Raw genomic sequence first — 14,032 nt, forward strand, 5'->3', positions numbered from 1 at the left:
TCAAGCTGCCGGACACGTAAAGTTTTCAGCCAGATGTTGGCGGTAGCGGCTGATATCGCCTTCAATATCAGGCTGTTTAATCACGTCATTGCACATAAATGTTGGTAATGGTTCCATACCAAGGAACTGGTTTGCTTTATGGAAATGCAGATAAACGCCATCAACACCCACGCCTTCGAAAAACTGATTTGGGTCAGTAAACGCTTCCAGAGGTGCATTCCAGGTCACTGAAAGCATATAGGTTTTCCCCTGAATCAAACCACCAGAACCATAGCCTTTAGTGGCATCAGAGCGGGTACGTCCATCACTTTGATACAGGCGGCCATGGCCATAGGTGAAGACTTCATCGATATATTTTTTCAAAACCCAAGGTTCACCCATCCACCAACCTGGCATTTGATAAATAACGGTATCGGCCCACAGATAATTTTCAATTTCACTTTCAATATCATAGCCTTGGTCAACGGTCGTTATTTTAACCTGATGACCATTTTCCCGCAAAAACTCGGCAGCTACATTAGTGAGAGTGAGATTTAGCGCCCCTTTAGAGTGCGCGAACTCTTTCATTGCGTTAATAATTAATATGTTACTCATTGATATAATCCTTTTGAAACGGGGACTTAATTCTGCCCAACCGGTAATGCTGAGTATGCTAACGGTTTCGATACCAGAAAAAAATGCGCAATAATGCATAACACTGTTGCTCAATAAGCAACAAAAGAGGTGAATTTAAAATAATTTGCATCTTTTTTAGCTCAGTGAGCTAGAAATGAGTCCCACTCAGCATGAAAGATTGAGATTATCTGTGGGTTGTGACAGTCACCCCGCAGATGAGGTACTATCGCGGGCAGAAATCGACAATGAACTTGCGGTGCTGATCTGGACCTACAGTGATTGCCACCAGAGTCTGAGGATAATTGAGTAATGAGTGATTTGACTCATGACGGTGCAGAACGCTTACCGCTGCACACCTTTACTGAAAACGCCTATCTGAACTATTCCATGTACGTCATCATGGATCGGGCGTTGCCGTTCATCGGCGATGGTTTGAAACCGGTGCAACGGCGCATTGTCTACGCAATGTCCGAGCTGGGGCTGAACAATAGCGCAAAATTCAAAAAGTCTGCTCGTACCGTGGGTGACGTGTTGGGTAAATATCACCCACACGGCGACAGTGCTTGTTATGAAGCCATGGTGTTGATGGCGCAGCCATTCTCTTATCGCTATCCACTTGTTGATGGGCAAGGGAACTGGGGGGCACCGGATGACCCTAAATCCTTTGCGGCGATGCGTTATACCGAATCTCGTTTATCCAAGTATGCAGAAGTATTGCTGGGAGAATTGGGGCAAGGCACGGTTGATTGGGTACCGAACTTTGATGGCACCATGCAGGAGCCGAAGATGCTACCTGCGCGGCTACCGAACATTTTGCTCAATGGGACGACCGGCATTGCCGTAGGGATGGCAACCGATATTCCTCCGCATAATGTGCGTGAAATTGCACAAGCGGTGGTTGCACTTATTGATAAACCCGCAACTTCTCTTGATGAGTTGCTGGAGTTTGTACAAGGGCCGGATTTCCCGACAGAAGCAGAAATCATCACTCCGCGTGATGAAATTCGTAAAATTTACCAGAATGGCCGTGGCTCAGTACGGATGCGGGCATTGTGGAAGAAAGAAGATGGTAGCGCGGTCATCACCGCATTACCTCATCAGGTTTCGGGTGCCAAAGTGCTAGAGCAGATTGCTAGCCAAATGCGCGCCAAGAAGTTGCCGATGGTTGAGGATTTAAGAGATGAATCTGACCATGAAAATCCTACGCGCTTGGTAATCGTTCCACGTACCAATCGCGTCGATCTGGATCAAGTGATGAACCATCTGTTCGCAACCACTGATCTGGAAAGAAGTTACCGCATTAACATGAATATGATTGGTCTGGATCATCGCCCATCCGTGAAAGGGCTATTAGAGATTCTGACCGAATGGCTGGTATTCCGTCGTCAAACAGTCCGTAACCGACTGAATTACCGGTTAGAAAAAGTCCTCAAGCGGCTGCATATTTTAGAAGGTTTATTGATTGCCTTCCTGAATATCGATGAAGTTATTCATATCATCCGCACTGAAGATGAACCCAAGCCACTGCTGATGCAGCATTTTGCTATTTCTGAAACTCAGGCTGAAGCAATCCTCGAACTGAAACTCCGCCATTTAGCCAAATTAGAAGAGATGAAGATCCGTGGTGAACAGGATGAGTTGGCCAAAGAGCGTGATCAATTACAGGCGCTGTTGGCATCAGAACGTAAATTAAATACCCTGATTAAGAAAGAAATTCAGGCAGATGCCGCCGCTTTTGGTGATGATCGCCGCTCACCATTGACTGAGCGTGGTGAAGCCAAAGCCATGAGTGATCATGACATTGTCCCTTCTGAGCCAGTGACCATTGTGTTGTCTGAAATGGGGTGGGTGCGCAGTGCCAAAGGCCATGATATTGATCCGACGGGCTTAAGTTATAAAGCAGGCGATAGCTTCCGTGCGGCTGCACGGGGCAAGAGCAATCAGCCGGTGGTGTTTATTGACTCAACGGGCCGGAGCTACGCGCTAGACCCTCTAACTCTGCCATCGGCTCGTGGACAAGGGGAGCCACTGACGGGCAAACTCACGCCACCGCCGGGGGCAACCATTGAACAGGTATTGATGGCACCAGACTCTCAGAAACTATTGATGGCATCAGATGCCGGCTATGGTTTTGTTTGTACTTTCAATGATTTAGTTGCTAAAAACCGTGCCGGTAAGACGATGATTACCTTACCGGAAAATGCCAAAGTGCTACCGCCGTTAGAAATTTATGGTCCGGATGACATGCTGTTATCCATCACTGCTGCTGGCCGTATGTTGATGTTCCCAGTTGCTGATTTACCTGAATTATCAAAAGGTAAGGGCAATAAGATAGTCTCGATTCCAGCGGCAGATGCAGCAGCGGGCAAAGATCGCCTGGTATGGCTATTTGTCTTACCGCCTCAAACGTCAATTACACTTCACTTCGGTAAACGTAAGCTAACCTTACGACCAGAAGATTTGCAGAAGTTCCGTGCTGAACGTGGCCGAAAAGGTTCACCGTTACCGCGTGGGTTGCAACGTATTGATCGCGTTGATGTTGATGCACCACCAAGACCAACAGATAGTGAAGAGTCATCTTCAACGTAATGAGGACTGCGGCCCGTAAATGTAACAGACAGCGCACGCAATTTGCGTGCGCTATCGCGTAACATCATCATGGTAAGGAATCTGCGCGGTGTTTTGCCTGGAAGCCGTTATACTAGCGCCGGTTACGTGTATTTGAGTGTTTAAGAGGTTGTTATGCTATTAATTTTGCGCACTGTGGTGGCTGTTTTATATTGTTTTCTCGTGTGTGTGTTTGGCTCTATTTATTGCCTGTTTCGTCCACGAAACCCGCGTAATCTCGCAACGTTCGCCCATCTATTTGGCCGGATGTCGGTATTGTTTGGGATTACAGTTGAACAGCGCATTCCCCCAGAAGCGGCGAATTACGGTACGTGCATTTACATCGCTAACCACCAGAATAATTACGATATGGTCACGATGTCGAATGTGGTTCAGTCTGGCACTGTTACGGTGGGCAAAAAGAGCTTGCTGTGGATACCTTTATTCGGCCCATTATATTGGCTAACTGGTAACCTGCTGATTGATCGTGATAATCGTGCCAAGGCGCATGGCACTATTGCTCAAGTGGTAGAGCAGGTACAAAAAAGAAATATCTCCATCTGGATGTTCCCAGAAGGCACGCGCAGCCGTGGTCGTGGTTTACTGCCGTTTAAAACGGGGGCTTTCCATGCCGCGATCGCCGCCGGCGTACCCATTGTGCCAATCTGTGTTTCCAGTACCAACAACATCAACTTAAACCGTTGGTCGAATGGTAAAGTCATTGTAGAAATCATGCCGCCAGTGGATACCACAGGGTATGGCAAAGATCGCGTTCGGGAGTTGTCAGAGCATTGCCGCAATTTGATGCTGGCTAAAATTGAGCAACTCGATGCGGAAATTGCCCAAGAGGCGCAGCAGACCGCAACTGAAAAATAATCTATTCGCGTCAACAGGCCTGTTACTCTGCGCGAGTTATATGGTTTGAAGTCAATATTTGGATTTTCATTTAAACGACTCTGGTCGTGAGCGTTTTGCCGTCCTTCAGCGTTATTCGCAGTCAGGCAAAATTTTGCAGTAAGTTTGATTGTGGTTTTCACGGAGAAGATATGTCACTCAGTCGTCGCCAGTTCATTCAGGCTGCGGGTTTAGCGCTAGGCGCAGGCTCGTTGCCGTTGAGGGCACAGGCTAATAGTACCCAACAACCCTCTTTACCTATTCCACCCTTACTGGAGTCGCGTCGTGGTCAACCGCTATTCTTGACCTTACAACGGGCACATTGGGCATTCAGTGGCAGGCAGAAAGCCGCTGTATGGGGTATCAATGGTATGTATCTGGGGCCGACAGTTCGGGTTTTCAGCGGTGATGACGTCAAGCTCATTTACAGCAACCGTTTGACTGAACCGGTATCAATGACAGTCAGTGGGTTGCAAATCCCCGGCACTTTAATGGGGGGAGCTGCACGCATGATTTCCCCCGGTATTGATTGGTCACCGGTCTTGCCCATACGCCAACCCGCCGCCACCTGTTGGTATCATGCCAATACTCCAAACCGCATGGCACCCCATGTCTATAATGGGTTGGCCGGGATGTGGCTGGTGGAAGATGAAGTTAGCAAGGCGATGCCGCTACCGAGCCACTACGGCGTGGATGATTTCCCGATCATTATTCAAGATAAACGGCTGGATAATTTTGGTGTCCCAGAATATGACCCGCCTGCCAAAGGGGGTTTTGTCGGGGATACATTGCTGGTTAACGGCGTACAAAGCCCATTTGTTGAAGTTTCTCGTGGTTGGGTGCGGTTACGTTTATTGAATGCTTCAAATTCCCGTCGTTACACCTTGCAGTTAAGTGATGGCCGCCCACTGCATGTCATTGCCAGCGATCAGGGTTTTCTGCCAGCACCTGTTGCAGTACAGCAACTCTCATTAGCACCGGGTGAGCGGCGTGAAGTGGTGATTGATATGTCACAGGGGAGTGAAGTGTCCATTACAGCGGGTGAATCTGCCGGGATTATGGACCGCTTGCGTGGATTATTTGAGCCATCAAGTATTTTGATTTCTACTCTGGTGCTGACATTAAAACCAACGGGTTTATTACCATTGGTCACCGACAATCTGCCAATGCGTTTGTTATCTGATCAGATTTTGGATGGCAGTGTGGTGCGTTCTCGCGAATTCCGTCTGGGGGATGATTTACCGGGGATTAATGGTGTTATTTGGGATATGAGCCGCGTGGATGCCCAAGCACAACAAGGTACTTGGGAACGCTGGACCTTGCATGCCGATATGCCACAAGCTTTCCATATTCAGGGGGTTTCATTCTTGGTGAAGAATGTAAATGGCGCACCAGCAATGGCGGAGGACCGTGGTTGGAAAGATACGGTCTGGGTTGATGGCGACGTGGAGTTGTTGGTGTATTTCAATCAAGTTTCTTCCGAACATTTCCCATTCTTGTTCTACAGCCAGACCCTTGAAATGGCCGATCGCGGCTCTGCGGGGCAGTTGGTGACGCAGGCAGCACCGATGGTTGGTTAAGGTTTGGGTGGGCGCGTTTAGTGATTGTTTTTCACTGCCCTCAACTATATCTGGTTGGGGGCAGTGAAACTTTAGCAACCGAATGAAATCACCAAACGAATATCAACCAAACCGACACACACTGTTCACCTGAATCCCGCATTCAAAACAGATATCCTTCCTCTTTCCATGGATAAATGCGTATAATCGCCGCCCGGTGATGATTTCTTAACCCGAACCACCTCAACTTTCCCCAATTCAAAGAGTGTTGCCATGAGTACCAGCCTGATCCAGCCAGAGCGTGACCTGTTTTCTTATCAGCCTTATTGGGCTGAATGCTATGGCACTGCGCCATTTTTACCGATGTCTCGCGAAGAAATGGACATATTAGGCTGGGATAGCTGTGACATTATTGTCATCACTGGTGATGCCTACGTAGACCACCCAAGTTTTGGTATGGCGATTATCGGCCGCATGTTGGAGGCTCAGGGCTTTCGCGTGGGGATTATTGCCCAGCCAGATTGGACGAATAAAAATGATTTTATGCGGTTGGGTGAGCCAAATCTGTTCTTCGGGGTCACTGCGGGCAATATGGACTCAATGATCAACCGCTATACCGCTGACCGTAAGTTGCGCCATGACGATGCTTATACGCCGGATAACCAAAGTGGTAAACGGCCAGACCGTGCCACCTTGGTGTATAGCCAACGCTGTAAAGAAGCTTATAGCCATGTGCCGGTATTGCTCGGCGGAATTGAAGCGAGTTTACGCCGCATCGCTCATTATGATTATTGGTCAGATACCGTGCGTCGCTCGGTGATTGTGGATGCGAAAGCTGACATGCTGGTGTATGGCAACGGTGAGCGGCCGTTGGTTGAAGTGGCACACCGTTTAGCTAATGGTGAGAAAATTGCTGATATTCAGGATGTGCGTAATACCGTTGTGATGCGAAAAACGGCATTGCCGGGCTGGAGTGGTGTGGATTCAACGCGTCTGGATAAACCGGGCCGTATTGAAGCTATCCCCAATCCTTATGGTGAAGACTTGCCGTGTGCTACGGACACCGTGCCTGAGCCGGAGGCCAAGCCTGTTACCGTGCGGGCTGCCAAACCAAAGCCATGGGAAAAAACCTACGTCTTGCTGCCATCTTATGAAAAAGTGAAAGCAGACAAAGTGTTATATGCCCATACATCACGGATTTTGCACCATGAAACTAACCCTGGCTGTGCACGGGCTTTGATGCAAAAACACGGTGATCGCTACATTTGGATCAACCCGCCGGCGATCCCATTGAGCACCGAAGAGATGGATAGCGTCTTCGCGCTTCCTTATCAGCGTGTACCACATCCATCCTATGGTAAATCACCGATTCCAGCCTACGACATGATTCGCTTCTCCATCAATATCATGCGTGGCTGCTATGGTGGCTGCTCATTCTGTTCGATTACTGAACACGAAGGGCGCATTATTCAGAGCCGTTCTGAAGATTCTATTATTCGCGAGATTGAAGAAATTCGCGATAAAGTCCCCGGATTTACCGGTATTATTTCCGATCTTGGTGGCCCAACGGCCAACATGTATATGCTGCGTTGTCAGTCGCCTCGAGCCGAGCAAACCTGTCGTCGCGCCTCTTGTGTCTATCCTGAAATTTGCCCGCATATGGACACCAACCATCAGCCGACTATCTCGTTGTATCGGCGCGCGCGTGATTTGAAAGGGATTAAAAAAATCCTGATTGCATCCGGTGTTCGCTATGATCTGGCGGTTGAAGATCCGCGTTATATCAAAGAATTAGCCAGTCATCATGTGGGGGGTTATTTAAAAATAGCACCAGAGCATACTGAGGAAGGGCCACTTTCTAAAATGATGAAGCCGGGGATGGGGAGCTACCAGCGCTTTAAAGAGCTGTTTGACACCTATTCCAAACAGGCCGGTAAAGAGCAATATCTGATTCCGTATTTCATCTCCGCTCATCCTGGGACTGAAGACAAAGATATGGTCAATTTAGCTCTTTGGCTGAAAAAAAACCGCTTCCGTCTGGATCAGGTACAGAATTTCTACCCCTCTCCTCTGGCGAACTCCACCACCATGTATTACACCGGCAAGAATCCGCTGGGGAAAGTGGATTATAAGAGTGAGGATGTGGTGGTTCCGAAAGGTGATCGTCAGCGACGGTTGCATAAAGCATTGCTGCGCTACCATGATCCGGCTAACTGGCCAATGATTCGTACAGCATTGGAAGACATGGGGCTACAACATTTGATTGGTAGTCGCCGCGAATGCTTGGTTCCCGCTCCGACGCTGGAAGAACAACGTGAAGCACGCCGAGCGTATCGTCAGCATACTCCAGCGCTGACCAAACATACCTCCATCACGCGCCAACGTCAGCCGAGTAGCCGCGCAAATGCAGCACCGACAGGTAAAAAATCGCAGGCAACCCATAGCGTGCCTGCGGCTAAATCGTCAGGTACAAACAAAACCGGCGCAAACAGAGCGCCGGTCAATAAGGCAGCGGGTGCTGCCAGAGGGAAAGCTAAACACCATTAAGTTGGCTTAGCTGTCAGACCCGAAAACATCCGGGTCTGGCCCTAGGCGTTTGCCACAATCCAACTTCGAAATTGCCGTCATTTCATCTTTGTGCAATTTAAAATCAAAGACTTCGAAGTTTTCTCTGATTCGGGCTGGTGTTACTGATTTCGGGATAACAATCAGCCCACTATCCAGATGCCAACGGATGACAATCTGTGCCGGTGTTTTGTTGTACTTTTGCGCTAATTGACGAATGACATCCTGATCAAACACGCCATTACCCCCTTGTGCCAGCGGGCTCCAGGATTCAGTCGCAATATGATGTGTAGCATTCCAAGCATGAATCTGGCGCTGCTGTAGCAGCGGGTGTAGCTCAATTTGATTGACGGTAGGGGCAATGCCTGTTTCATCAATGAGCCGTTGCAGATGAGGGATCGTGAAGTTACAAACCCCGACACTGCGGATCAAACCTTCTTCTTTCAACGCAATCAATTCGCGCCAAGCGCTAACATAGCGATCCTGAGTCGGATCTGGCCAATGGATTAAATAGAGATCCACATAGTCGAGCTGAAGTTTTTCCAGACTCTCTTCCAGTGCTTGTTTTGGGTTGCGTTGACTGTCATTCCACAATTTAGTGGTAATGAAGACGTCATCACGGGGAAGGTTAGCGGTTTTCAGTGCCTGACCCACCCCCTCTTCATTTTTATAAATTGCCGCAGTATCGATTGATCGATAGCCAACCTCCAGCGCTTTGCTGACAGCAAGTTGTGTCTCTTCAATACTTGCTTGCCAAACGCCAAGGCCGAGTTGTGGCATCAAATTTCCATCGTGGAGTTTGATAATGGGTTGCGTTGCCATGTTTATCTCCTTAGCTTCATACCTTTTTCTTGGCATTACAGAGGGTTAACTGCCCACCTGCAATGCCAATAATTTCGGTATAGATTTGGACTGTATCAGCCAACTTTTGCGATGCTGTAAGTTGATGATGTAAGTTTAGTCTCGACAGCTCAATTTGTTAGACCGCGGCTTCGTAGATACGTTTGCTGTCGGCTAAAGTGATATCGCCATGTTCACCCAGCGCTGTCATGCCGTGCTCTTCCAGTTTTTTGATAAGATCCGGAATTGAACTACCGTCCAGTTTGTAGGCTGACAGGCGAGTTGCAACACCCATTTCCTCAAAGAAATGACGAGTTGCGTCAATGGCAGCATCAATACGTTGGTCTTCAGTACCTTCACGTAAGCCCCAGACGCGCTCAGCATATTGCAGTAATTTAGCGCGTTTTTGCTGTTTCTTGGCGACCAGCAGGGCAGGCAATACCACTGCCAATGTTTGTGCGTGATCCAACCCATGACGTGCTGTCAGTTCATGCCCCAGCATATGGGTTGCCCAGTCTTGTGGCACACCAGCACCAATCAGGCCGTTTAATGCCATAGTGGCGCTCCACATGATATTGGCGCGGACATTGTAATTTTTTGGATCTTTCAGCGCTTTCGGGCCGTCTTCAATCAGTGTTAACAACAGGCCTTCAGCAAAGCGATCTTGTACTTTTGCATCCACCGGATAGGTCAGATACTGCTCAATAGTATGAACGAATGCATCGACCACACCATTAGCCACTTGGCGCGGTGGCAAGGTATAGGTCACTTCTGGATCCAGCACTGCGAACAGTGGTTGTACGTATGGAGAGAAGAAATGTTGTTTATCACCGGTGCTACGGCGGCTGATAACCGCACCATTGTTAGCTTCAGAGCCGGTGGCCGGTAAGGTCAGCACAGAACCCATCGGGAGGGCTTCGGTAATATCGCGCCCCATTGTTTCCAAAATATGCCATGGATCTTGTGGATAATTGACGCCAGCTGCGATGAATTTGGTGCCATCCAATACTGAACCGCCACCGACAGCGAGCAGGAAGGTGATTTTTTCTTTACGGCAAACCTCAATGGCTTTCATTAGCGTTTCGTAGGTAGGGTTTGGCTCAATGCCTCCAAACTCAAGGAAATCAAAACCTTCAAGTGCTTTATGAACTTGATCCAGCACACCATTTTGTTTGATGCTGCCGCCACCATAAGTAATTAAAATACGTGCATCAGCAGGAATTTCTTTATTCAACTGCGCTATCTGACCAGTACCAAACAGGATTTTAGTTGGGGTATGAAGGGTGAAATTTTGCATGATAATTTGTCTTCCAGCTTAAAGGGATGAATAAACAGCAATAACTGCACTGTTAATTTTATTGGTAGTCATTGTCGGTAACCTGATGGGATACCTCAATGCACATTTCTGCCTAGCTCTTGCCTATTTCTCCAAATCACTGTAGAAAAAAACCAAAATATTGCACAATTTATGTCAGATTGTTTTAGATAACAGAAGCAGGTGAAGCACCATGGTTGAGGTTACTGATATCCAGGCACAGATGGCTGGGAAGATTACTCGTCTGGCTCAGGGCAATGGCTTAACGCCCAGTGCCGTGCCAAAGGTGAAGATTCTGTACTCCACCGCTCATCAACCGCGCACGCCTGTAATGTATACCCCCAGTGTGGTGATTATATTTCAGGGGCATAAAGTCGGTTATTTGGGCAGTAAAGTATTTCAGTACGATCCCCAAAACTACCTTATTCTGACGGTGCCTTTACCGTTTGAGTGTGAAACGTTTGCCAGCCCAGAGATACCGCTAGCCGGGATCTCTATCCATATCGATAACCAGATGCTACAGGATCTCATTATAGATATTGGTGACGATGAGCTGGATAAACCTTTCGCTAATGCATCAGGTGTCAACGCCTCGGTATTAACAGAAGAGATGCTGTGTGCAACAGAGCGGTTGCTGGATGTCATGGCTAATCCGCGTGACGCCCGAGTGCTTGGCCCACAGATTGTGCGAGAAATTATCTACTACGTACTCTGCGGTCAGTGTGGTGGGGCATTGCAGGCATTGGTTAACCGCCATGGGCACTTCAATCAAATTACCAAAACACTGCGGCGTATCGAAAATCAGTTTGCCGATAATCTGAATGTGGAGCAGTTGGCCGCAGATGTGAATATGAGCGTCTCGGCGTTTCATCATAATTTTAAAGCGGTGACCAACACCTCGCCGCTGCAATATCTGAAATCTTATCGGCTGCATCGTGCGAGGATGATGATGCTGCACGATGGGCTAAAAGCCAGCACTGCAGCTAATAAAGTCGGGTATGAAAGTGCTTCACAATTTAGTCGCGAATTTAAACGCTACTTCGGCCTGACTCCTAGTGAAGAACTGGCCAAGCTACGCACCAACTGAATCAATTCCCGTTCTACACCCACAAAAAACGGCGCACAAAGCGCCGTTCAGTAGCATAACGTTAAGGCGACTACTCAGTGACGCTTTTGCGCTTACACCAGACCAAAACCAGTGTACCAATCAAACCCGCCAGTAATAAGACGATGGGTAAAATCATCAACGCCGTCATCACTTGATTTTCATAATGCTTAACCAGAGGAATATGGCTAAGGGCATAACCCAGCCCTACAACACTGCCCACCCAGAGCAGCCCACTGAGCCAGTTAAAGAATTGAAAACGTGCACTGTTCAGCCCCGAAATACCGGCCAATGTCGGTAATAAAGTTCGCACAAATGCCAAGAACCGGCCAACGATCAAGGCCGCCAGACCATGACGAACAAAGAGGTTATGGGCGCGTTGCCGATAATGAACGGGCAGTTGTAACAACCACCTTTTTACCACTTTGGTATCACCCAGCCACAACCCTTGCAGGTAGCTCAACCAACAGCCCAGACTGGCTGCGGCGGTCAGAATAATGATGGTGGGTAAGAATCCCATGACGCCCTTGGCAACCAATGCACCCGCCAATAGCAACAAACTATCACCGGGGAGGAAAGAAGCCGGTAGCAAACCATTTTCTAAAAAGAGGGTGGTAAAGAGTATGCCGTAAATGACCCAAATCACATTCGGGTCGGCAAGTTTACTAAAATCCTGCTGCCATAAGGCATGAAGGATTTCGCGTAATACATCCATTTCTATTCCTGTTTGCCTATCATGTGAGGATATTGTTGTGAGGACCTATCTAGTGTATCCGTAATGGTGCTAATCCACATTGATCTTATCCTCAATAACTAAATTTTTGAGTGGATATATACCTGTCATTGATACTATTTGTGTAAGCGAGGATTAATACGCGGCTATTGTTACCGCGTATTAACAAATCATGTTGAACATAGACGACTACTGCGTTGCTTTGATGCGCTCAAATCCTGCGGCTAAATCGTCCTGTAAATCTTGCACGTTCTCCAGGCCAATATGCAGGCGGAACAATGTCCCTTTTATCCCTTCACTCTGGTATTTACGGATGGCCTGAATATCTTTTGGCTGATAGCCGAGAATTAAAGACTCAAAACCGCCCCATGAGAAGGCCATGCTGAAATGGGTAAAGTGGTCGAGATAAGCTTCTAATTGCTGCTGAGTCAGTTCTTCCTTTAATTCAAACGAGAACAAACCATTGCAGCCGGTGAAATCTCGTTTGTAGAATTCGTGGCCTTTGCAATCGGGGAATGCGGGGTGGTAGACCGCCGCGACTTCCGGGCGCTGAGCTAACCAGTTCGCGATATCGATACTGTTTTTTTCATGCTGCTTTAAACGCACACTCAAAGTGCGTAGCCCTCGGCTGGCAAGGTAGGCGGTGTCTGCATCCACCATTTGCCCCATTAGGTAAGAGTCTTCTCTCAATTTCTCCCAACAACGAGCATTAGCAACGGCAATCCCCAGCATCGCATCGGAATGACCAATAATATATTTAGTTCCTGATTGGATAGAGATATCAATATCAAAATCCAATGCTTTAAACAGCACTCCCGCCGCCCAAGTATTATCCATCATGATAATCATTTCGGGATAAACGGCACGAATGGCTTTCACAATTGCCGGAATATCCTGTACTTCCATGGTGATAGAGCCGGGGGACTCAAGGAATACCACTTTGGTTTGTGGTGTAATCAGTGAGGCTATCTCGGCCCCCATCATAGGGTCAAAATAGGTGGTGGTGATATTCATGCGCGATAAAATTTTATCGCAGAAACTCTGTGCTGGCTCGTAAGCAGAGCCAGTCATCAGCACATGATCACCGGCACAAACAAATGACAAAATGGCATTACTGATCGCCGCAGCGCCGCAAGGGTAAAGAACACAGCCAGCACCACCTTCCAGCTCGGTCATTGCTTCTTGCAGGGAAAAATGGGTCAGCGTGCCTCTACGACCATAAAACAATTCACCATTTCCACGATTAATAGTCGCATGCTTTTTCGCTTTTACCGTATCGAATACCAGAGAAGAGGCTCGCTGGATGACAGTATTGACCGAGCCTTGAGTAAACTTCTTACTCCTACCCGCGCTCACTAAGATTGTTTCCAGTTTTTCTGTTGCTGATTTATGTGCAGACATGATTGCGTTGCCACCTTTTTTATAAGCTATGCCCATCATTCCTTGGACAGCATTCATTATTGGGATGTATTCCTTACGTTAGCATGAGGATTGTGGTGTGGAAGCAGCTTTTGCCATGAAAAAAACTCAAGAGGGTGACCCGCTGTTTTCTGTGCGTTTGTGATGGAAAAATGCTGCGTAATTGACGAAATAGGGGATTTATTAAGGAATAGTCATGAGGGATAAACCCCGTCTCATCTTTACATTTCATGTCACCCCGACTGTACAGTCAAGAATGCTGATTCGTTTGTCATGTCGCGTAGTCCCTGATATCAGGGGAATTCTTATTTTTTCTCAAAAAATAGGCTCAAATACTAATGATAATTACTATCAATCCGTCATTTGTTTGATATGATCGG

General features: G+C 47.7%; 10 protein-coding genes. 5 read left to right on the forward strand and 5 right to left on the reverse strand.

Features of this window, described 5'->3' with window-relative positions; genetic code table 11:
* Window positions 1-594: an NAD(P)H-dependent oxidoreductase gene (locus tag HUZ92_RS01180; RefSeq protein WP_145580106.1), complete on the reverse strand. Its 594-nt coding sequence runs from the start codon at window positions 592-594 to the stop codon at window positions 1-3.
* 330 nt (window positions 595-924) lie between these two features.
* Here HUZ92_RS01180 and parC point away from each other — a divergent pair, with 330 nt between their 5' ends.
* The 4 genes from parC (at window position 925) to HUZ92_RS01200 (ending at window position 8,222) form a co-directional block, all read left to right on the forward strand.
* A complete protein-coding gene (gene parC / locus HUZ92_RS01185; RefSeq protein WP_050097788.1) occupies window positions 925-3,204 on the forward strand; it encodes a DNA topoisomerase IV subunit A in 2,280 nt (759 codons plus the stop codon).
* Window positions 3,205-3,357: 153 nt separating this feature from the next.
* Window positions 3,358-4,098 (forward strand): 1-acylglycerol-3-phosphate O-acyltransferase, encoded by a 741-nt coding sequence (locus tag HUZ92_RS01190; protein WP_050097789.1) that lies wholly within the window; start codon window positions 3,358-3,360, stop codon window positions 4,096-4,098.
* A gap of 170 nt (window positions 4,099-4,268) precedes the next feature.
* The gene (gene ftsP / locus HUZ92_RS01195; RefSeq protein ID WP_145580105.1) at window positions 4,269-5,696 is read left to right on the forward strand and encodes a cell division protein FtsP; all 1,428 of its coding nucleotides are present in this window, start codon (window positions 4,269-4,271) and stop codon (window positions 5,694-5,696) included.
* 252 nt (window positions 5,697-5,948) lie between these two features.
* A complete protein-coding gene (locus HUZ92_RS01200) occupies window positions 5,949-8,222 on the forward strand; it encodes a YgiQ family radical SAM protein (RefSeq protein ID WP_050097791.1) in 2,274 nt (757 codons plus the stop codon).
* Window positions 8,223-8,228: 6 nt separating this feature from the next.
* On the opposite strand, the gene dkgA is transcribed toward HUZ92_RS01200, so the two are convergent.
* Together dkgA and yqhD are read right to left on the reverse strand one after the other, a co-directional pair.
* Window positions 8,229-9,062, reverse strand: coding sequence for a 2,5-didehydrogluconate reductase DkgA (gene dkgA / locus HUZ92_RS01205; protein WP_050296204.1), 834 nt, complete (start codon window positions 9,060-9,062; stop codon window positions 8,229-8,231).
* A gap of 157 nt (window positions 9,063-9,219) precedes the next feature.
* Window positions 9,220-10,377: an alcohol dehydrogenase gene (gene yqhD / locus HUZ92_RS01210; protein WP_050097793.1), complete on the reverse strand. Its 1,158-nt coding sequence runs from the start codon at window positions 10,375-10,377 to the stop codon at window positions 9,220-9,222.
* A 211-nt stretch (window positions 10,378-10,588) separates the two neighbouring features.
* On the opposite strand from yqhD, the gene HUZ92_RS01215 reads away from it, so the two are divergent.
* A complete protein-coding gene (locus tag HUZ92_RS01215; RefSeq protein WP_145580104.1) occupies window positions 10,589-11,482 on the forward strand; it encodes an AraC family transcriptional regulator in 894 nt (297 codons plus the stop codon).
* 70 nt (window positions 11,483-11,552) lie between these two features.
* Here the strand turns inward: HUZ92_RS01215 and HUZ92_RS01220 are convergent, their stop codons facing one another.
* The gene (locus HUZ92_RS01220) at window positions 11,553-12,215 is read right to left on the reverse strand and encodes a DedA family protein (protein WP_050097795.1); all 663 of its coding nucleotides are present in this window, start codon (window positions 12,213-12,215) and stop codon (window positions 11,553-11,555) included.
* Window positions 12,216-12,422: 207 nt separating this feature from the next.
* Window positions 12,423-13,634, reverse strand: coding sequence for a cystathionine beta-lyase (gene metC / locus HUZ92_RS01225; protein ID WP_050098143.1), 1,212 nt, complete (start codon window positions 13,632-13,634; stop codon window positions 12,423-12,425).
* Window positions 13,635-14,032: the final 398 nt, after the last annotated feature.

This window comes from Yersinia vastinensis (assembly GCF_902726565.1).
GTDB lineage: Bacteria > Pseudomonadota > Gammaproteobacteria > Enterobacterales > Enterobacteriaceae > Yersinia > Yersinia vastinensis.

What these genes read in the sequence shown, in the direction of transcription:
- HUZ92_RS01180 (WP_145580106.1), bottom strand. Translation starts at nt 594, where the DNA reads ATGAGTAACATATTAATTATTAACGCAATGAAAGAGTTCGCGCACTCT.
- parC (WP_050097788.1), top strand. Translation starts at nt 925, where the DNA reads ATGAGTGATTTGACTCATGACGGTGCAGAACGCTTACCGCTGCACACC.
- HUZ92_RS01190 (WP_050097789.1), top strand. Translation starts at nt 3,358, where the DNA reads ATGCTATTAATTTTGCGCACTGTGGTGGCTGTTTTATATTGTTTTCTC.
- ftsP (WP_145580105.1), top strand. Translation starts at nt 4,269, where the DNA reads ATGTCACTCAGTCGTCGCCAGTTCATTCAGGCTGCGGGTTTAGCGCTA.
- HUZ92_RS01200 (WP_050097791.1), top strand. Translation starts at nt 5,949, where the DNA reads ATGAGTACCAGCCTGATCCAGCCAGAGCGTGACCTGTTTTCTTATCAG.
- dkgA (WP_050296204.1), bottom strand. Translation starts at nt 9,062, where the DNA reads ATGGCAACGCAACCCATTATCAAACTCCACGATGGAAATTTGATGCCA.
- yqhD (WP_050097793.1), bottom strand. Translation starts at nt 10,377, where the DNA reads ATGCAAAATTTCACCCTTCATACCCCAACTAAAATCCTGTTTGGTACT.
- HUZ92_RS01215 (WP_145580104.1), top strand. Translation starts at nt 10,589, where the DNA reads ATGGTTGAGGTTACTGATATCCAGGCACAGATGGCTGGGAAGATTACT.
- HUZ92_RS01220 (WP_050097795.1), bottom strand. Translation starts at nt 12,215, where the DNA reads ATGGATGTATTACGCGAAATCCTTCATGCCTTATGGCAGCAGGATTTT.
- metC (WP_050098143.1), bottom strand. Translation starts at nt 13,634, where the DNA reads ATGTCTGCACATAAATCAGCAACAGAAAAACTGGAAACAATCTTAGTG.